We start from the raw sequence: 19,683 nt of genomic DNA on the forward strand, positions 1-19,683 counted from the left end.
TATTATTGATTAAAATGGCAAATCATCATCATCTTCCATAAAATCATTACTCATCGGAGTGTGAGGTCTGTTTTCTTCACGAGTCGGAGGGTAAGACGGTTTCGCATCATTAGTACCACCACCTTGTTGATTTTGTGTCATTTCTTCCCGTGGTGAGAGCATGGTCATGTTATCAGCAATAATTTCCGTTGTATAACGCATATTACCGTCTTTATCATTCCAGGAACGGGTACGTAATTTCCCTTCAATATACACTTTCTGACCTTTTTTAAGGTACTTTTCTGCCACTTCGGCTAATCCTCTCCAAAGGACAATATTGTGCCATTCGGTTTGATTTCTACGTTCACCGGTAGTTCTGTCAGTATAAGTTTCCGAAGTAGCAAGCGAAAAACCTGCTACGGGAACACCTGATTCCAGATAACGAACTTCCGGGTCACGTCCCAGATTTCCGATTAATATAACTTTATTTACGCTTCCTGCCATTTTGCTGAATCTTGTAACAAACGTACGTATTTTTTTTGATTTTCGCTTACAATTTAATGGTGGTCTGTTAAGGAAATCAGCTAGCTGTCTTGTTCCTGTTCTTCGAAGAAACGGTCAATTAATCTGGGAAGCGGCAAATCGTTTAGTTCTTCCTTTTCTATCCAACGACAACGAGAGACGTCAACTTCTTTGGGGATTTCGGGAGTCTTATAAAACAGAGCATGTATTTTTTGGTGGCTAAGTTGGTGCGAATAGCTGGCCATTGGTTCGCTGAAACTGCTTTTTTCAATGTTGAGTTCAGGAGAGGGTGTTTCAATAAGTGGAAGCTGATACATATTTTCCCAGATATCCTTTCCCTTGCGCTGTTGTATTACCAGTTTATTCTTTTCTTCTATTAATAAGAAGTGAAAATACCGGTTTCTGACTTTCGTTTTCTTTTCTTTAACCGGAAAGTTCTCCTGATTTCCGCTTGCTCTTGCTGAACAAATCTCTTCTATCGGACAGGAACTGCAATCAGGACTTTTGGGAGAGCATACAAGTGCTCCAAGTTCCATAATTGCCTGATTGTGTCTTCCGGGGTGTGTTTTATCAAGAAGATTGTCGGCGAGTTCAGAAAATTCTTTCTTGCCTTTCGTTGAATCAATAGGAGTGTCGACAGAGAACACTCTACTTAATACACGGAAAACATTCCCGTCAACAACTGCATGTGGAAGATTATAGGCAAAAGAGGCAATAGCAGCTGCAGTATAAGGACCTACGCCCGGAAGAGATAAGAGCTCTTTATACGAGTCAGGAAAAACTCCGTTGTATTGTTGGTCAACGTGTTTGGCTGTTTTGTGAAGATTTCTGGCTCTGCTGTAATATCCTAGACCTTGCCATGTATTAAGGATTTCTTGTTCTGATGCATTTGCGAGATCATGAACCGTAGGGAAAAGCCGGGTAAATTTATGATAGTAATCCAACCCTTGAACAACCCGGGTTTGTTGCAGAATAACCTCCGATAGCCAGATAAAATAAGGGGAATCAGTGTTTCTCCAGGGTAAATCACGGTGATTTTCAATGTACCAATTCTGAATTAATAGTGAAAAAGCGCTAGTTTGAACCATGTTTTTATATGTCTGTCTAAAAAACAAAGTTACAACGAATATGTGACTTAAATTTGCAGTGATAAACATTTCGTTTTTAGACAATTAAAATAGTTAAATTATGACAAAGGCAGATATCGTTGCTGAGATTTCGGAAGGAACAGGATTGGAGAAGATGGAAACACAAAAGGTTGTTGAGGCGTTTATGGATTCGATTAAATCCTCACTTTCTAAAGGAGAGAACGTATATTTACGTGGTTTCGGGAGCTTCATCGTGAAGGAGAGAGCTGAGAAGACAGGAAGAAACATTTCGAAGAACACGACTATTATTATTCCTGCGCATAATATCCCAGCATTCAAGCCTGCAAAAACTTTTGTTGAAGAAGTAAAGAACAACGTAAAAGTTAAGTAATTGCGACTTTTTTTCACATTAATTTGTGAATTAAAACGTATTCATTATCTTTGCACTCCTGTTTTTTAAGCAGGAGTGTTTTATTTTATCGTAAAACAGGTTTGTTTTAAGAAGTTTAATATTTAAAATTATATAGTATGCCAAGCGGAAAAAAAAGAAAAAGACACAAGATGGCTACGCACAAGCGTAAGAAAAGACTAAGAAAAAACCGTCACAAGAAGAAGAAGTAATCTTCACATTCTGTGACAGATTTTTTACTGAAATGCTTAGTAGAATGTTCTGCTAAGTTTTTCTTTTTTCGTTACGTGGTGTTTCCGGGTAGGAAACGCGTGATGACGTGTCCAGTTCGTTCTGGTGCGTTTGTGTTTAACCAAATAGAGCTTCCGTGAGTTTAGAATTAGTTGTTGATGCCCGTCCTCAAGGGATTTGGCTGGCGTTACTTCGTGAGGGGAAGCTGATTGAATTACACGAGGAAAAAGGTAACAACGACTTTATGGTCGGTGATTTATACCTTGGGAAGGTGCGAAAAGTTGTGCCCTCTCTTAATGCGTCGTTTGTTGATGTTGGGTATGAAAAGGACGCTTTTCTTCATTATCTGGATTTAGGTCCTCAGTACAATTCCCTCAATAAGTTCGTCCGACAGACACTGGACGGTAAACAAAGTGTCCCCGACTTATTGTATTTTAAGTCGGAGATTGATATTCCTAAAGATGGTAAAATTGATGACGTTGTAGCTACTGCTCAACCTATTCTGGTACAGGTCGCAAAAGAACCCATTTCAAGCAAAGGTCCTCGTCTGTGTTCAGAGATTACTCTGGCAGGACGTTACATTGTTCTTGTTCCGTTTTCGAATAAAATTTCAATTTCCCAAAAAATTAAAGATCCTGAAGAGCGTGATCGTTTGAAGGGAATTCTGGAGAGTATTAAACCGAAGAATTTCGGGGTGATTATTCGTACGGTAGCTGAGAACAAAAAAGTGGAACAGCTGGACAGGGATTTGAAAAACCTGATGGAGAAGTGGAAGAAGATGTTTGCTAATTTGAAAACAGCAACTCCTCCTTCCAGAGTTTTAGGTGAGCTGAATAAAGCATCTTCTTTGTTGCGTGACATGTTGAATAGTGATTTTACCGCTATTCATGTGAATGATGTCGGTCTGTTGGAAGAAATGAAGGAATATGTTACTTCAATCGCTCCGGGCAGAGAGAAGATATTAAAGCATTACGACGGAAAGATTTCTGCTTTTGAACGCTTTGGGATCAATAAACAGATCAAAGCACTTTTCGGGAAGAAAGTTCCATTAGCCTCAGGGGGATACCTGATAATAGAACATACTGAGGCTATGCACGTTATTGACGTGAACAGTGGAAACCGAAAAGGAGCTGAAGGGCAGGAAGATAATGCGCTTGCTACAAATGTCGAAGCGGCAGAAGAGATTGCCCGTGTTCTGCGTTTGCGTGATATGGGTGGAATTATCGCTATCGATTTTATTGATATGCACGACAAGGAGAATAATAAAGCCTTGTATGAGCATTTGAAAGAGTTTATGAAGCCGGACAGGGCAAAGCATAATATTTTGCCTCCTTCCAAGTTCGGTGTTGTTGAGATAACACGCCAGCGTGTTCGTCCGGAGACGGATATTAACACGAACGAAAGTTGTCCGACGTGTAATGGAACAGGAGAGATCCAGGCGTCTATCCTGTTTGCGGAAGAAATTGAAAATAATCTGCACTACCTACTTGAAGACCGGAAAATGAAAGATGTTACGTTATGGGTACATCCGTATCTTGAATCGCATTTCAAGAGAGGTTTGTTATCTCGTCAGGTAAAATGGTTCTTTAAGTATAAGAAGTGGATTCCTGTAAGAGGAATTGCTGCTCACCATCTTATGCAATACACATTTGTTGATAAAGATAAAAAAGAGATTGCGCTCTGACAATGAAGTCAGAGCGTAAATACTCTTTATTGGAGGCTAAATCCAAAATTGAAGCATGGTGTGCCTATCAGGACCGTTGCTTTTCTGAAGTAGAAAGAAAACTCCGCAGTTACGGACTTGATGGTGAGGATGTGGACCGTCTGGTAGCTGAGTTAATCCGTTTTGATTTTTTGAATGAAGAGAGGTTTGCCAGATCGTATTGTTCGGGTAAATTTAGAATGAAGGGATGGGGAAGGATTAAAATTCGTCAGTATCTCAAACAGAAACAGGTAAATGACCGCTGTATCAAATATGGTATGGAAGAAATAGACCCTGACGAATATTACAAGCGGGCTTTACATTTAGCAGAAAGAAAATGGGATGATCTCAGGTCTGAGAAGAATAGTTGGAATAAAAAAGCAAAAGTACTCAGGTATCTGACACAGAGAGGGTACGAAAGTGATATTGCGAACGAAATTCTGAATGAATTAGTTAGTTCTACAGAAAGTTAACTTCCGGTAGATATTACATAACAAGCGTTGAGAACAGGTCAAAAAGATTAGGGAACTCCCATGACGTTTCCGACATGGTTGCTGTTGCTTTTTCACTTTTCTTTACCTCTTCGGTATTGACTTCGCTTGTTTTAGTTTCAGAAGTTTTTTCCAATTGATTGATTTCAATCGCTCCTACTGTAAACTGACCATCGTTTAATCCTTCAATGATTTTTTTGATATCAGCGTCAGTAAGGTCTGCATCATCAAATTCAATACGGGCAATGTTAGTCTCGTTGTCAGCGTCAAAGTCTACGAACTTAGTCGAAGCTACAGCACCAGAAGACTTTAGTCCTTTACGTATTTCGCTTCCGCAACCCATTTCACAAGACATTCCCTGAACTTCTACTAAAGCAACAGAATTGGGTTCTACAGCAAAAACTTCATCCGAAGTTACTTCTTTCGATGTGTTTTCAGCTACGTTTTCGTTTTCGCTTTGCTCACAAGCAGTTATAGTTCCGAATAACAGAGCGCTGAAGCCTAAAATTTTCCAGTTCATGTCAATGTGTTTTAAACAAAAATACGAAAAACAAATTAGGAATGTAGTAATCTGTTCAGAAAAGTGTATGCATACCAATTCAAATTGAAGTAGTTTCAGGAGGAAATAGATTACTTTTGCAGGATGAATCAGGATAGGTGGAAAGACTGGGGTTTGTTTTTTATACTGGCCTGTATTTGGGGGAGTTCTTTCTTTCTCATGAAACACAGTATGTTCACCTGGGAGGGAGTCCCTGTTTTTTCAAGTACACAGGTTGCCTCGATCAGGATGTTAGTGGCGAGTACTGTTTTACTTCCAGTAGCATTGCGGAATTTAAAAGTAATTAATTCGTATCGTGTTTTTATCACATTGTTGGTGGTGGGGTTTTGCGGTAATTTCTTTCCTGCCTTTCTATTTACCTATGCACAGAAACATTTGGACGCCGGGTATGTGGGGATGTTGAATTCTGCAACCCCTGTTTTTACTGTGTTAATTAGTTTTTTCATTTTTGGTCAGCGGTTAACTATTCGTCAGATAACGGGTTTGATCATTGGAAATGCTGGAGTTGTTTTGTTGGTGTTGGCGGGTGAAGGAGTGACTTTTGAAGGAAGTTTGATCAATGTTTTGGCAGTTGTTTTGGCTACAATTTGCTACGCAACCAGTTTGAATTTCATTAAATACAGACTGGCAGGTATTCCGGCACTGAAAATTACTTCATTGGCTTTTTCACTAACATTTATTCCGGCGTTGACGCTTTTTATCTTTCTGGACACACCGCTTGTTTTTTCAGAAAATGAGTATGCAGCGGAAGGGTTTTTCTATGCCACGATTCTGGCCCTGATGGGAACTGTCCTGGGAGTCTATTTATACAATGTTTTAATAGCAAGAACAACGACTTTGTTTGCATCAAGTGTTACCTATGCAATTCCTGGAGTTGCTATGTTAATTGGTATAGCAGACAATGAACGGTTTACTTTCTTTCAGATTTTCGCACTTAGTGTCATACTCACAGGTATATTTGTAGCTAACTGGAAGAAAAAATAAACAATTAGTTGTTAACTAAGAAATTTTCTCTATCTTTGTCCTCCAAAAATTTGGGTAAGAATTAATTTAAAACAAGCTATATGTACGCAATTGTAGAGATAGCAGGGCAACAGTTTAAAGTTCAGAAAGATCAGCGAGTATTCGTTCACCGTCTGGATGCTACTGAAGGAGACAAACTTACGTTTGATCGTGTTCTTTTGGTGGATAATGATGGTAAGGTAAACGTTGGCGCCCCGGCTATAGAAGGAGCAGCAGTTACTGCTTCAGTAAATCGTCACGTGAAAGGTGACAAAGTGATTGTATTTAAAAAGAAAAGACGTAAAGGGTACCGTGTGAAGAATGGTCACCGTCAGTCTTTTACTGAGATTACAATTAACGATATTAAAGCGTAACGAATTATCAGGTTCGCCTGAGTAAAATTATATAGAAATGGCACACAAGAAAGGAGTCGGTAGTTCGAAAAACGGACGTGAATCGGAAAGTAAACGTCTTGGAGTTAAGATTTTTGGTGGACAGCCTGCTATCGCAGGAAACATCATCGTGCGTCAGCGTGGAACTCAGCACCATCCCGGAGAAAACGTAGGGATTGGTAAAGATCATACGCTTTACGCTCTTACTGATGGAGTCGTTGAATTCAGAAAAAAAGCAAATAATCGTTCGTTTGTTTCAGTTGTTCCTTTTGAAACTGAAGCATAATTAACCGACGTTAAACAGAATTAGAAAAGGTGGTTGATTATTCAGCCACCTTTTTTGTTGGGTAAAATTTAAGGTATTTTTGTTGAAAACCGCCCATATTCATTGCATAAAATGTATTTTTACAATAGAAAATAAACAAGTATCATGCTCGAAATACAACGTATTCGTAACGAAAAAGACGCTATTGCAGCGGGACTAAAGAAGAGAAATCTGGATGCACTTCCTGTTTTAGATGAAATTCTGGAAGTAGATGCACAGTGGAGATCGTTAAAAGGAGAATTGGATCAGCTGGGAGCTGAGTCAAATAAGTTGGCAAAAGAGATCGGAGGCCTTTTTAAGGAAGGAAAAGTAGAAGAGGCAAATGCTGCGAAATCAAAAACAGCAGAGATTAAATCACGCGAGCAGGAGGTAAAGCAAAAAGTAGCGGATTTGGAGCAACAAATTACGGAGTTGTTATATACCTTACCCAACGTGCCTAAGGAGATTGTTCCGGCTGGGTCCAGCGAAAATGATAATGAAGTTGTAGAGGAAGTTGGATCAAAGGCTGATATAGCAGAAAATGCGCTTCCACATTGGGAGTTAACAGAGAAGTATGGCTTGATAGATTTTGAGCTGGGAGTAAAAGTTACCGGATCCGGATTCCCAATTTATAAAGGTAAAGGGGCGAAACTGCAGAGAGCGTTGATCAATTTCTTCCTTGCAGAGGCCGAGAGAGGTGGATACGAAGAATTCATCCCGCCATTGGTGGTAAATGAGGCTAGCGGATACGGGACAGGGCAGTTGCCGGATAAAGAAGGACAGATGTACCATGTTGGAGTGGACGATTTGTATTTGATTCCTACGGCAGAAGTGCCATTGACGAATATGTACAGAGATGTTATTCTTCCGACAGAAGATTTTTCAGTTAAGATAACCGGATATACACCTTGTTTTCGACGTGAAGCCGGATCTTATGGTAAAGATGTAAGGGGGCTTAACCGATTGCATCAGTTTGATAAAGTAGAATTGGTACGAATTGAACATCCGGATCGTTCAGATGCAGCATTGACAGATATGGTTAATCATGTAAAAGGATTGCTTGAAAAACTGGGATTACATTATCGTATTCTAAGGTTATGCGGTGGAGATTTAGGTTTTACTTCAGCAATTACTTATGATTTTGAAGTGTATTCTGCGGCACAGGGACGTTGGTTGGAGGTTTCTTCTGTATCCAATTTTGAAACATTCCAGGCCAATCGATTGAAATTACGTTATAAGTCAGCTGACAAGAAAACACAGTTGTGCCATACCCTGAACGGTAGTGCTCTGGCTTTGCCACGTATCATGGCAGCACTTCTCGAAAATAATCAAACGGAGAACGGAATAATAATTCCGGAAGTACTGCACTCGTTTACCGGATTTGACAGAATAGATTAACCCAACTCCGGGCAAGTATATACGCTCTGAGTAAATAAAACGTTTATAGAATATGTGGAGATTTGTAATAGTTGTTGCCGCAGGTGTGCTTTTGACAGCATGTCTTGATGCGGAGCGAAAAGGATATATTTCGGAAATTGACGGGATGACTGAAAAGTTAGACAGTCTTGAAAATTTGTACTATGCGATGCCACTGGATAGTTTTACGGTAGTAAGAGAAATTGCACAAAACAATGAACACAGTGTCAAACAGTTTTATGATAATGATACAATTGATGCAGAGTTTGCACGTGCAATGAATCGCTATAAGGCAATCCGTAAGGGATCCGGATTTATCACGCAGAAGAGAAACTTTCTGGATACTGTTTTTGCTTTTCAGAAAACTCAGTTAGGTAAATTGAGAACAGACATTCTCAATGGATCGGGGAAGCGGGATAAGTATGAAGCATTCATTAATTCTGAAAGGGAGAATGTCGCGCTTATTACCACCTCTTTCGTGGATTTTGAATCCCGTTTTGAACATCTTTTGGAGGAGTTTTATGAAACGAACCCGAAAGTGGAGGAAATGATAGAAAACTTGAAGGAAGATTAATCAATGCTAGGAAGAATTCTTTTTGTGTTGTTAGTAGTGGTTGCCATCTCCCCGGCAATGAGCCAGGGAAATGACCATGAACTGGCTAATATGTACTATACGCAGGGAGAATTTGATAAGGCATTAGGGTATTATGAAAACCTTGTAAAACGCTCAAACAATCCATTCTATATTGAAAGATATGTGGAGTGTCTTGTGAAAACGGGAGACATAAATGAGGCAGAGAAGCAGCTGAAAAAAATCGTTCGGAGAGAGCCGATGAATTATCAGATGGGAGTTCTGCTGGGGAGTGTCCTTGAGGAAGCTGATCGAAAAGAAGAAGCAGACAAAGTGTACAGGGAGATGATAGATAATCTACCTTCCAGTAGTTCCGCTGTGATTGATCTTAGTAATCGGTTTAAGTCCAGATCTAAATTTGATTGGTCATTGGAAACCCTGTTAAAAGGGAGAAAACTACTGAAAGATAGATATCCGCTTAATATACAACTAGCTGAAGCGTACGGTGCACTGGGTAAAACAGAGGAGATGATCAATGAGTATATTGGTTTGATTGATTATAGCGTAGCTTACAAGTCTTCGGTTCAGAATATCATGGCTCGTTATTTGAGTTTTGAAGAAGGAGAATCAGAAGAATACGAAATGATGCGGCGGAAACTGTTGGAACGTATTCAAAAGAGTCCGGACGAAAAAGTATATTCTGAGTTGTTGATTTGGTTGTATTTACACAGAGGAAATTTTGCCGGCGCATTGATCCAGGCGAAAGCACTTGACAGAAGATATAAGGAAGAAGGAAGGAATGTTCTTGAGTTGGGAGTTATTGCTAAACACTCGGGAGATTATAAAACAGCGCGAAAGGCATTTCAGTATGTAAAAGAGCTGGGGGAAGATAAGGTCTACTTTTACAGGGCAGAGAAAGAATTATTGAATACTTCTTTCATTGAGGTAACGCAGAACAGATCCTTCAATAAGGAGGAGATCAGCCAGACAGTTCTGGAATATGAAACTGTTTTGGATAGAGTAGGGAAGAGTGCAAATTCGTTTAATTTGATACTGGAATTAGCAGAAATAAAAGCATTTTATGCTGGAGAACCGACTTCTGCAAGGTCATTATTAACAACTGGACTAACTATTCCCGGTGTTGCTAAAATGGAAATTGCCCGGGCAAAATTGCTGTTGGGAGACATTGAAGTGTTATTGGATAATATCTGGGAGGCATCTCTTTTTTATATGCAGGTAGATAAGGATTTCAAATACGATGCAATTGGTGCAGAAGCGAAATTGAAAAATGCCCGTATTTTTTATTATGACGGAGAGTTTGTGTTTGCCCAGTCACAACTTGATGTGTTAAAAGGATCGACGAGCAAACTAATAGCAAACGATGCAATGAAGCTTTCCCTTCTGATTACAGATAACCTGGGATTGGATAGTAATTATACAGCAATGCGGCAGTTTGCCCAGGCCGATTTGCTGTTAGAACAACATCAGTATGAGAGAGCCTTCGCCATTTATGATTCAGTGTTGACATATTATCCCTTTCACGGACTGGCAGATGAAGTGTTGATGCGAAAAGCAAGTGCCATGCAGTACCAGGGGCGTTGGAAAGAGGCAATACCCTATCTGGAAAAAGTTTATAATTTACATGGTCAGGACATTCTAGCAGATGATGCGATTATGCAATTGGCTGTAATCTATGATTATCATGTAAAGGATAAAGAAAAAGCAAAAGAGTGGTATAGAAAGATCCTTTTTGATTATAAGGGAAGTTTACATGTTATTGAAGCAAGAAAGCGTTTCAGGGAATTAACCAGTGAAAGTAGTAGTGTTGACAACACGAATGAAACACCGTAAAATTTGAAAGAAAAATATGATATTGTATAATGTTACTGTTAGTATAGATGAGGCTGTTCATGATGATTGGTTGAAATGGATGAAGGAAGTGCACATTCCGGATGTGATGGCTACTGGATTATTTTTAGAAAGCCGTATTGCAAGAATTCATGCAGAGGAAGAAGGGGGATTGTCTTACGCGATTTCATACCTGTGTGAGAGTAAAGCTGTTTTAGAGCAGTACAATACGTTATTTGCTCCTAAATTACAACGTGAGCACGCGCTTCGTTACAATGGGCAGTTTGCAGCATTTCGTACTATTCTGGAAGTAGTAGGAGAATTTAAAAAGTAAAAGAGAGAGACGACACGAAAGAATACAAAAATAGCCCCGGTTTACCGGGGCTATTTTATTTATATACGATAGCTGTTTTCTTATAAACCTAGCAAGACCTCATAAGGGTCTTTCGAACCGAACAACATGCGTTCAGGGTTTTCAAGCATTTCCTTAACTTTAACAAGGAAGCTCACAGATTCTTTTCCATCAATAATTCGGTGATCGTACGACAACGCAAGATACATCATAGGACGAATCTCCACTTTTCCGTCAATAGCAACCGGACGCTCAACAATATTGTGCATTCCCAGAATTGCCGACTGAGGAGGGTTAATAATTGGAGTTGACATCATTGAACCGAATACACCTCCGTTAGTAATCGTAAATGTACCTCCTGTCATTTCGTCCGGAGTAATTTTTCCGTCACGGGCACGAATAGCAAGACGTTTTATTTCTCTTTCGATTTCTGCCAATGACATTTGCTCCGCATTACGAATAACAGGTACCATAAGTCCTTTTGGAGAACTTACAGCAATTCCTACGTCAGCGTAATCATGGAAAATCATTTCTTTCCCATCGATCTGTGCATTAACCGCAGGGTATAGATTTAACGCTTCTGTTACCGCTTTGGTAAAGAAGGACATAAACCCAAGGTTAACATCGTGTGTTTCCGCAAATTTCTTTTTGTATGCATTTCGTAAATCCATGATGGGCTTCATGTCTACCTCGTTAAAAGTAGTAAGCATTGCCGTTTCATTTTTTACAGAAACCAGACGTTCTGCAATTTTACGACGTAGCATGGACATCTTTTCTGCTTTTGTCTCACGAGTTCCTCCCCATCCTGCTGCTGCATCTGTTGAGAATCCGCCGGCCATAGCTGCAATAACATCCTGCTTTGTAATCCTTCCGTCTTTTCCAGTACCTTTTACCTGTGCTGATTGGATATTGTTCTCCGCCATGATTTTTGACGCAGCAGGAGACGCAGTTCCTGTAGCATAATTTGAAGACGATTTATCTTCAACCGGCATAGGATTAGGAGCCGGAGCAGCTTCTTTCTGAGCCTCCGGAGCCTTTTGCGCTTCTTCTTTTGGTGCAGATTCAGCAGGAGCTGAACTTCCCTCAGGACGAGGTGCAGCAGTATCTATGAGGCAAACCACCTGCCCTACAGCTACAGTATCACCTTCTTCAGCTTTAAGTGTTATAACACCCGATTCCTCAGCAGGTAGTTCCAGTGTAGCCTTATCAGAGTCAACTTCTGCAATTGCCTGATCTTTTTCTACATAGTCACCATCCGAAACCAGCCATGTTGCTATTTCAACTTCCGAGATTGATTCTCCCGGACTTGGTACTTTCATTTCTAAAACGGACATCTTATCTTGTTTTCGTTTTTATTTCGCTTTTTCTTTAACTTTTGCGTACTTGAACAACTCGTCGAAAAGAGTTTTCAGGCGTTTAACGTGAAGGTCTTTACTTCCTTCAGCAGTAGCTGCTGAGGATTTACGCATTATACCCTCCAGGTGAACAGAACGCAGGTTCATAGCCATATACTGCCATGCTCCCATGTTGGAAGGTTCTTCCTGTGCCCAAACGTAATGTTTAACGTTTGTATATTTATCAAATATCGCTTTCAATTGACTTTCAGGAAGTGGATATAATTGTTCGATACGAATGAACGCCATATTCTCAACTCCCATTTCCTGAGCCTTTTCGGTCATTTCATAATAGAATTTACCTGTACACAATACAAGTGTATCTACCTTTTTCGTGTCTGCAATCGGATCGTCCAGTACTTCTTTGAAAGCTCCTTTCGATAGATCTTCCAATGTAGAAACCGCAGAAGGGTAACGTAATAACATTTTAGGAGAGAAGACAACCAAAGGTTTTCTGAATTCCCGCTTCAACTGACGGCGTAGCAAGTGGAAATGATTCGCAGGCGTCGAAGTATTGACAATCTGCATATTCAAATCTGCACAGGATTGAAGGAATCGTTCCATACGACCACTTGAGTGTTCAGCTCCCTGACCTTCATATCCGTGTGGAAGCAACATAACCAATCCACTTTGTACGGACCACTTATCTTCACCGGAAGAGATGAACTGATCGATCATAATCTGTGCCCCGTTGAAGAAGTCTCCGAACTGAGCTTCCCAGATTGGAAGACCATTTGGCGTCGCCAGTGAATAACCGTATTCAAATCCCAGAACAGCATACTCGGAAAGCAGCGAATTATACGCATAAAACTTAGCCTGATCTGAATGGAGAAGATTCAGTGTTTCAATTTCTTCTTCTGTGTCTTCGGTTTTAACTACCGCATGACGATGAGAAAATGTCCCGCGTTCGACATCCTGACCGGATATACGAACCAAATGTCCTTCATCAAGTAAAGAAGCATACGCTAACATTTCAGCAGCTCCCCAATCCAATCTGTCCTCGCGGATAGATTTCAAACGATCATCATAGATCTTTTGGATTTTGCGGAAGTAATTTTTTCCTTCGGGAAGTGAAGACAACTTTTCCCCAAGCTCTCTCAGTTTCTTTATATCAACACCTGTTTCAGGAGAATAGATGAAATCTTCTATCCGACCATGACGGTATCCTTCCCAGGTATTCGCAAGGAAATTCCAGGTGATTGCTCTCTCATTTTTTCGGGCAACTTCAAATTCGTCATCCAGGAATCTCAGATAAGCTTCCTCAATACTTTTCGCTTCCTCTCCCGAAATAGTACCCTCTGCAAGTAATTGTTTCAGGTAAATATCTTTAGGATTCGGATGCTTAGCGATCAGCTTGTACAAATTAGGTTGTGTGAATTTAGGCTCATCACCTTCGTTGTGACCATATTTTCTGTAACAAAGAAGATCAATAAAAACATCTCTGTTGAAAGTCTGACGATACATTAAGGCAATCTCCATCGTTTGTACAACCGCTTCCACATCGTCTCCGTTTACATGGAATACAGGACACAAAGTGGTTTTGGCAACATCGGTACAATAAGTTGATGATCTGCCATCCAGATAATTCGTTGTAAAACCAACCTGGTTATTGACAACAATGTGTACAGTACCACCCGCTTTGTATCCGTCAAGCTGAGCCATTTGAATCACTTCATAAACTACTCCCTGACCTGCGATAGCTGCATCACCGTGAATCAGAACCGGACAGATTTTGTTATAATCCTTCAGGTACTGATCTACTTTGGCGCGGGCAATTCCTTCTACTACAGGGTCTACTGCTTCCAGGTGAGACGGATTGGGAGCAAGTGTCAAGTGTACATTCGATCCGTTTTCCGCCACGACAGGAGAAGAATATCCCTGATGGTATTTAACGTCTCCGTCAAAGTCATCGTCCATGTCGAATTGCTTTCCGTCAAATTCGGAGAAGATATCGCGTGGACGTTTGTCAAAGATATTTGCAAGTGTATTTAGACGACCACGGTGCGCCATCCCCATAACAAACTCTTCTATTCCTAACTCAGCTCCTTTGGAGATAAGTGTATCAAGAGCCGGAATTAAAGCTTCCCCACCTTCAATGGAAAAACGTTTCTGACCGACATATTTCTTTTGAAGGAAATTCTCAAAGTTAGAAGCCTGGTTCAGCTTTTTGAAAATACGTATTTTACGATTTTTATCAAACTGAGGTCGGTTTGTCACCTCAATATGGTGCTTCATCCAGTTTAGTCTTTCCGGCTCACGAATATAGTTGTATTCGATTCCGATAGACTGGCAATACGTTTCATCAAGATGTTTGATGATCTCACGAAGCGTTGCAGGACCAATCCCTACTTCCTCACCCGCCTGGAACACAGTGTCCATATCGGACTCTGATAAACCAAAGTTTTCGATGGAAAGTGTAGGCTCGTATTTACGACGTTCCCGAACCGGGTTGGTTTTGGTAAACAAGTGACCACGAGATCGGTAACCGTGAATAAGACTGATTACTTTAAATTCTTTCTGATAGTTTTCCGGAATTTCACCATCCTCGAAATTGGTGCGGGCAAAATCAAACCCTTCGAAAAACTTTTTCCAACCCTCATCTACAGCGGAGGGGTCTTTTTGGTATTCTTTGTAGAGATGGTCTATGGCATTTACATCTCCATTTCCCACGTATGAAAATTTATCCATGTCTTTTTGAACAATAATGGAACTACAAAACTAAGGAATTTAAACACTTCCTAAACATAAAAAAACAAAATAATCGCTGAAGGTTTGTTTTGGATAGTTCGAAAAACATTTTCTGTTGATTTTCAAACAAAAAAATCTATTCTACTCTGTTTTTTGTTTTATCCGGAGCGTAATGATTTCGGATGAAAACTTTTTGAGCTTCCCGGTAAAGGATTAGTTCATGAATCTGTCGGTTAGATTCGTTTGATTGTTCCTTTTTGAGCTCTTTCATAACACTTTCAGGTAGGTCAACCAAATAGTAGAACTGATCAATATGATTTCCTTTTTTCAGGATAGCTTCTTCTATAGAGGCAATCCACCCGATAAATTGCTCAATAACAGGAATTGAATGGTTCGGCTCGAACTCTGGTACTTCGCACAGGTTTTGCGCATCTTTCCGAATCTGATGTCTCGTTTGTTCAATAAAATCACGAGTAACACTTTTTTCGTGAAAAGCCGCAGCAATATTCCGGATAGTTAACTCTTGCATGATCATGTAAAACTACAAAAAGAGTACTTTTGTGACAAATAATTATGGGTATGGAGGTATTTAAGTTTGGCGGGGCATCGGTAAAAGATGCAGATGCGGTAAAAAATGTAGCACAGATACTTGCAATGTATGGAGAGAATAACCTGATTGTCGTTGTTTCGGCGATGGGAAAAACAACCAATGCTTTGGAGCGGATTGCTATGGCCTGCTGGAACGGAGATACACAGCTTTTTCGCAACGAGGTAAATGAATTAGAACAATTTCACCTGACGATAATGAATGATTTGTTTGATGCGTCAAATGAGATGATTTATAACCAGGTGAAAAATGAGTTTCGACTGTTATCGTTAAAAATAGAACAGCCGAGATCAGATAATTTTGACTTTGAATATGATCAGATTGTTTCCTTGGGAGAGATTATCTCAACACGGATTATCGCTGCATACCTTAATCAACAACAGTTGCTGGCGGTTTGGGAAGATGCAAGAAGGTTGATCAGAACGGATAATACCTATAGAGAAGGAAGTGTGGACTGGCAGAAAACAGATGCATTGATCAAAGAAAGAATGCTGCCCCATTTTGAGAAGAATCGGATTGTCGTAACACAAGGGTTTTTGGGACATACGGCTGAAGGGTTTACCACTACTTTGGGAAGAGAAGGGTCGGATTATACAGCCGGGATCCTGGCATTCATATCAGATGCGGATGACGTTACTATCTGGAAAGATGTTCCGGGAATGTTAAATGCAGATCCGAAATGGTTTGATAATACAATTAAACTGGATAAGATTTCCTTTAAAGAAGCAATTGAATTGTCGTATTACGGAGCTTCGGTGATACATCCTAAAACGGTTAAACCTCTTCAGAATAAAGGAATCCCGTTGTATGTGAAATCATTTTTGAATCCTTCCGAAGAAGGTACGGTTATACAGGAATCTCCGGATTTTGATCACCTCGTTCCTTCCTTCATTTTCAAAATGGATCAACTTCTTATTTCTGTGATGCCAAAAGATTTTTCATTCATAGTTGAAAAGAGTCTTTCTTCAATATTCAATACGTTAGACAAGCTGGGAGTAAAGATCAATGTTATGCAAAATTCGGCATTGAGTTTTTCCTTGTTAGTAGACCGAAAAAAAGTGGATCTGGAAAAAGTGATAGCTGTTTTCTCTGATGACTTTAAGGTGAAGTATAACGAGGATCTCGAACTGGTTACGATTCGGCATTATGATCAGGCGACGATTGACCGGGTAACGGTAGGAAAAGAGATTATTCTGGAACAGAAAACAAGGGAAACGGTTCGCATAGTTATGAAGGATCAGTCTTTAAGCTGATGAACAGGTTAAGGACGGGCAGTGTCTTCGTCTATTTCATTGTCTCTGAATGCGGATGGAATCAATGTAGGGATTACTTTTAGAATTAAAGGAAGGAGAATGGCTCCTCCGGGAAGCATGAATATCGCGAGTGCCGGAACACTTTTAATAATGTCCATAAACTGGGATTTCACTTTCTCCTTTTCCTCTCCCGAAAGTTCTACTACAGCGGATTTACGTACAAGTTCTACCAACTCTTTACTTTCTCTGATTTCTTTCGTAAGCCGGTCTTTATTGCGCAGAATAACTTTTGACCAGTGATTTCCCAGACGGGAGACAACTTTGTCATACGAGTTTCCTCCTTTAAGATACGGTATTATGTCATGGTTTTTCAGGACAAAATTCTCAACCACAGAAAAAGATTCATTGAGATCGTCTTCTGAGAAATTCAGATAGGTGGCGAGATCTTGAAGGAAAGTATATTCTTTTTCGCTGAAATCCGTATCTGACCAAACGGTAAAAATAGCAAGGTCCAGCAGGTATCTCTTGAACATTTGAGGCATTGCTGTGGCAGGTTCGATATCTTCAATAGAAGCTCCGCTTTTAAAAAGTGTTATATAATGTAGTCGTTCTTCTTCAGAAAAATCTGCCGATGCAAGAAACAGATCGAATAAAGATCGTTCTTTGGTTGCCACAAAACCGTCTGCGTGAGAAGCCAGAATAATTACCTGAAGAGCGGCCTCCGACATAATGGTTCTTTTCTTCTGAAGGTTCCCCGGATCTGATTCTCCGGTCAGAAATATTCTGAAAAGAAGAACATCGATAAAGCAAAGACTGTTTTGTAAGTAGCTTACCCAGATTTTATGGTCAAAAGAAAGAGGAATCTGTGTTCGTTTGTTAATAGCTTCTTCCAGTGGGTTTAGCTTACTGAAACGAAGGAAATCAAGCCAGCTGCCACGGACTTCACGACTTCCTCCGGCTTCAAAAAAATCAGTTAAGGTGGAAGAAAACAGTTCGGTGTCTATTTCTGTTGTGTTTTTAAATTCGGTATAAACGAACAAAAGAGATTCGAGATAAAGTACTTTTAATTGTTCGTGTTTGGTCCATTTATCCTCTTTTGTTGGCTGAATAAAAATGAAGTGAGAGTAAACGCCAAATATAATTCCGGTTCCTCCTAATAGCATATGAGCCTTATTTTCGCCAGTTGTTCCGCACTCCAGGTTATACTGAAGTCGAATGTCCCCTTTGCGAACCATGCTGAGGTATTTGTTTACCCAACCTTTAGATCCCGGATTCAACATGCCTTGTTTTTTTGGTAAATTTACAACTTCATATTGAAATGTGTATGAAGTTGATTTTTTCCATCTGTTTGGTAATCGGAGTGTGCTTTTCCGGATATTCGCAACAACTAAAAAAGATTGCTGCATTACCGGATATTATTCATGAGAGTTCGGGATTGGTTGCCTGCTCGGATACATCTGTGCTCACAATAAACGATAGCGGCGGTGAGCCTGTAGTGTATGAAGTATCGCTTTCCGGTAAGTTAGTGTCAAAAACAACGTTTGCCAATGTCAGAAATACGGATTGGGAAGAAATTACTATTGATAGTGGTAGGGTGTACATTGGTGATATAGGAAATAACCGAAACACCCGTAATAACCTCACTATTTACCGCTTTCCTCTGTCAAAAGTAGGGCAACGGGATGTTAAGGCGGACGAGATACAGTTTTACTACCCCGAACAAATGAGCTATCCACCGACTGATGATGAGAAGGTGTATGATGCGGAAGCTTTTGTTATCTGGGAGAATGAAATTATCATTTTTACAAAATGCAGGACAGATCCTTTTACCGGTGAGGCCCGGATTTATAAGGTCCCAAATGAACCAGGGAGGCATGCCGCCAGGTGGGTGAATACGCTGACTTTGGGAAATGGTTCCTGGAGGAGTCATAGTATTACCGGGATGTGTAAATTAGATAAGGGAATAGCGTTGCTTACCTATTCGGATTGGTATGAAATACATCTCTTTAATCCGGATGTAAAGTTTTGGCAAAATGGAAATGTGATAAAGCATAATTTGCCTTTTTGGAGGCAGAGAGAAGCGATTACGCAGATGCCCGATGGGAGAATAATTATCTCGGATGAGAAAAAAACATTACTTGGAGGAGGAAATCTATACGAATGGTCTGGAAAGAAAGAAAAATAGAGGCAGTTATCTTTGATATGGACGGAGTTCTAATCGACTCGGAACCACTATGGAAAATAGCGGAAGTTGAAGTGTTTAATTCTTTAGGGCTTAATCTTGATAAGCCTGATTTTGAAGAGACCGTGGGTTTGCGGATAGATGAGGTGGTTGCGTTTTGGAGAAGTCGTTTTCCCTGGGAGGGAAAAAGCAATGAAGAAGTAATTCACGAGATCATAGACCGGGTAGTATATTACATAGAGCGGGAAGGAAAACCGATGAGAGGAGTTCATGAAATCGTGCCGTTTTTGTCGAGTCGGGGGTATAAACTGGGGATTGGAACATCTTCGTATTCAAGAATTTTAAAAACGGTATTGAAGAAACTGGAGTTAGAAACCTATTTTGATGTTACTCATTCAGCAGAATTTGAGGAATTTGGAAAGCCCCACCCAGGAGTTTACCTGACTTGCGCACGGCAATTAGGAGTCCGACCTTCGAACTGTCTGGTTATTGAGGATTCTTTTAACGGATTGCTTGCGGCGAAAGCAGCATCTATGGCTACCATTGTTGTTCCGGACGGTTCTAATACACCTCATCCGCATCTTGTAATTGCTGATGAACAATATGAGTCCCTGTTAGATGTACTGGAATTGTTTAAGGAGAAGTAGAGTAGAGAGAAGAGAATAAATTAAATTGTAAAAGGACGCTTTTTTA

20 protein-coding genes are annotated in these 19,683 nt (G+C 40.2%); 13 read left to right on the forward strand and 7 right to left on the reverse strand.

The window, feature by feature from the left end:
• Window positions 1-9: 9 nt before the first annotated feature.
• Complete coding sequence (locus ABDZ97_RS03570) at window positions 10-483, reverse strand: single-stranded DNA-binding protein (protein WP_343785187.1); 474 nt, start codon at window positions 481-483, stop codon at window positions 10-12.
• A gap of 80 nt (window positions 484-563) precedes the next feature.
• Window positions 564-1,589, reverse strand: a complete 1,026-nt coding sequence (mutY, locus tag ABDZ97_RS03575; protein ID WP_343785188.1) for an A/G-specific adenine glycosylase — start codon at window positions 1,587-1,589, stop codon at window positions 564-566.
• A 100-nt stretch (window positions 1,590-1,689) separates the two neighbouring features.
• Between mutY and ABDZ97_RS03580 the strand changes: the two genes are divergently transcribed.
• From ABDZ97_RS03580 to ABDZ97_RS03590, 3 genes are all read left to right on the forward strand, one after another.
• Entirely contained in the window at window positions 1,690-1,980 is a 291-nt protein-coding gene (locus ABDZ97_RS03580; RefSeq protein ID WP_343785189.1) for an HU family DNA-binding protein, read from the forward strand.
• Window positions 1,981-2,365: 385 nt separating this feature from the next.
• Window positions 2,366-3,913, forward strand: coding sequence for an Rne/Rng family ribonuclease (locus ABDZ97_RS03585; RefSeq protein ID WP_343785190.1), 1,548 nt, complete (start codon window positions 2,366-2,368; stop codon window positions 3,911-3,913).
• A 2-nt stretch (window positions 3,914-3,915) separates the two neighbouring features.
• Window positions 3,916-4,404: a regulatory protein RecX gene (locus ABDZ97_RS03590; protein ID WP_343785191.1), complete on the forward strand. Its 489-nt coding sequence runs from the start codon at window positions 3,916-3,918 to the stop codon at window positions 4,402-4,404.
• A gap of 13 nt (window positions 4,405-4,417) precedes the next feature.
• Here ABDZ97_RS03590 and ABDZ97_RS03595 read toward each other — a convergent pair whose 3' ends face one another.
• Window positions 4,418-4,942 (reverse strand): heavy-metal-associated domain-containing protein, encoded by a 525-nt coding sequence (locus ABDZ97_RS03595; protein ID WP_343785192.1) that lies wholly within the window; start codon window positions 4,940-4,942, stop codon window positions 4,418-4,420.
• A 123-nt stretch (window positions 4,943-5,065) separates the two neighbouring features.
• Here ABDZ97_RS03595 and ABDZ97_RS03600 point away from each other — a divergent pair, with 123 nt between their 5' ends.
• The 7 genes from ABDZ97_RS03600 to ABDZ97_RS03630 all read left to right on the forward strand — a co-directional run bounded on the left by ABDZ97_RS03600 (window position 5,066) and on the right by ABDZ97_RS03630 (window position 10,848).
• On the forward strand, window positions 5,066-5,965 hold the full coding sequence (locus ABDZ97_RS03600) for a DMT family transporter (RefSeq protein WP_343785193.1): 900 nt from the start codon (window positions 5,066-5,068) through the stop codon (window positions 5,963-5,965).
• Window positions 5,966-6,045: 80 nt separating this feature from the next.
• Complete coding sequence (gene rplU / locus ABDZ97_RS03605; protein ID WP_343785194.1) at window positions 6,046-6,357, forward strand: 50S ribosomal protein L21; 312 nt, start codon at window positions 6,046-6,048, stop codon at window positions 6,355-6,357.
• A gap of 37 nt (window positions 6,358-6,394) precedes the next feature.
• Window positions 6,395-6,661, forward strand: a complete 267-nt coding sequence (gene rpmA / locus ABDZ97_RS03610) for a 50S ribosomal protein L27 (RefSeq protein ID WP_343785195.1) — start codon at window positions 6,395-6,397, stop codon at window positions 6,659-6,661.
• A gap of 144 nt (window positions 6,662-6,805) precedes the next feature.
• Window positions 6,806-8,077: a serine--tRNA ligase gene (gene serS, locus ABDZ97_RS03615; protein WP_343785196.1), complete on the forward strand. Its 1,272-nt coding sequence runs from the start codon at window positions 6,806-6,808 to the stop codon at window positions 8,075-8,077.
• 52 nt (window positions 8,078-8,129) lie between these two features.
• Entirely contained in the window at window positions 8,130-8,669 is a 540-nt protein-coding gene (locus ABDZ97_RS03620; RefSeq protein ID WP_343785197.1) for a hypothetical protein, read from the forward strand.
• Between the two features lie 3 nt (window positions 8,670-8,672).
• Window positions 8,673-10,517, forward strand: coding sequence for a tetratricopeptide repeat protein (locus tag ABDZ97_RS03625; RefSeq protein WP_343785198.1), 1,845 nt, complete (start codon window positions 8,673-8,675; stop codon window positions 10,515-10,517).
• 16 nt (window positions 10,518-10,533) lie between these two features.
• Window positions 10,534-10,848, forward strand: a complete 315-nt coding sequence (locus ABDZ97_RS03630) for a DUF4286 family protein (RefSeq protein ID WP_343785199.1) — start codon at window positions 10,534-10,536, stop codon at window positions 10,846-10,848.
• A gap of 80 nt (window positions 10,849-10,928) precedes the next feature.
• Here the strand turns inward: ABDZ97_RS03630 and odhB are convergent, their stop codons facing one another.
• The 3 genes from odhB to ABDZ97_RS03645 form a co-directional block, all read right to left on the reverse strand.
• A complete protein-coding gene (gene odhB / locus ABDZ97_RS03635) occupies window positions 10,929-12,200 on the reverse strand; it encodes a 2-oxoglutarate dehydrogenase complex dihydrolipoyllysine-residue succinyltransferase (RefSeq protein WP_343785200.1) in 1,272 nt (423 codons plus the stop codon).
• A gap of 18 nt (window positions 12,201-12,218) precedes the next feature.
• Window positions 12,219-14,948: a 2-oxoglutarate dehydrogenase E1 component gene (locus tag ABDZ97_RS03640; protein WP_343785201.1), complete on the reverse strand. Its 2,730-nt coding sequence runs from the start codon at window positions 14,946-14,948 to the stop codon at window positions 12,219-12,221.
• A 136-nt stretch (window positions 14,949-15,084) separates the two neighbouring features.
• Window positions 15,085-15,477, reverse strand: a complete 393-nt coding sequence (locus tag ABDZ97_RS03645) for a hypothetical protein (RefSeq protein ID WP_343785202.1) — start codon at window positions 15,475-15,477, stop codon at window positions 15,085-15,087.
• A gap of 50 nt (window positions 15,478-15,527) precedes the next feature.
• On the opposite strand from ABDZ97_RS03645, the gene ABDZ97_RS03650 reads away from it, so the two are divergent.
• The gene (locus ABDZ97_RS03650) at window positions 15,528-16,808 is read left to right on the forward strand and encodes an aspartate kinase (RefSeq protein ID WP_343785203.1); all 1,281 of its coding nucleotides are present in this window, start codon (window positions 15,528-15,530) and stop codon (window positions 16,806-16,808) included.
• Window positions 16,809-16,816: 8 nt separating this feature from the next.
• Here the strand turns inward: ABDZ97_RS03650 and ABDZ97_RS03655 are convergent, their stop codons facing one another.
• Window positions 16,817-18,088, reverse strand: a complete 1,272-nt coding sequence (locus tag ABDZ97_RS03655; protein ID WP_343785204.1) for an LETM1-related biofilm-associated protein — start codon at window positions 18,086-18,088, stop codon at window positions 16,817-16,819.
• Between the two features lie 44 nt (window positions 18,089-18,132).
• On the opposite strand from ABDZ97_RS03655, the gene ABDZ97_RS03660 reads away from it, so the two are divergent.
• Both ABDZ97_RS03660 and hxpB read left to right on the forward strand, forming a co-directional pair.
• Window positions 18,133-18,993 (forward strand): hypothetical protein, encoded by an 861-nt coding sequence (locus ABDZ97_RS03660; protein ID WP_343785205.1) that lies wholly within the window; start codon window positions 18,133-18,135, stop codon window positions 18,991-18,993.
• Window positions 18,969-19,637 (forward strand): hexitol phosphatase HxpB, encoded by a 669-nt coding sequence (gene hxpB, locus ABDZ97_RS03665; RefSeq protein ID WP_343785207.1) that lies wholly within the window; start codon window positions 18,969-18,971, stop codon window positions 19,635-19,637. Before ABDZ97_RS03660 ends, hxpB begins: the two co-directional genes overlap by 25 nt.
• Window positions 19,638-19,683 lie beyond the last annotated feature (46 nt).

The sequence above is a fragment of the Wandonia haliotis genome (genome assembly GCF_039523435.1).
Lineage (GTDB): Bacteria > Bacteroidota > Bacteroidia > Flavobacteriales_D > Crocinitomicaceae > Wandonia > Wandonia haliotis.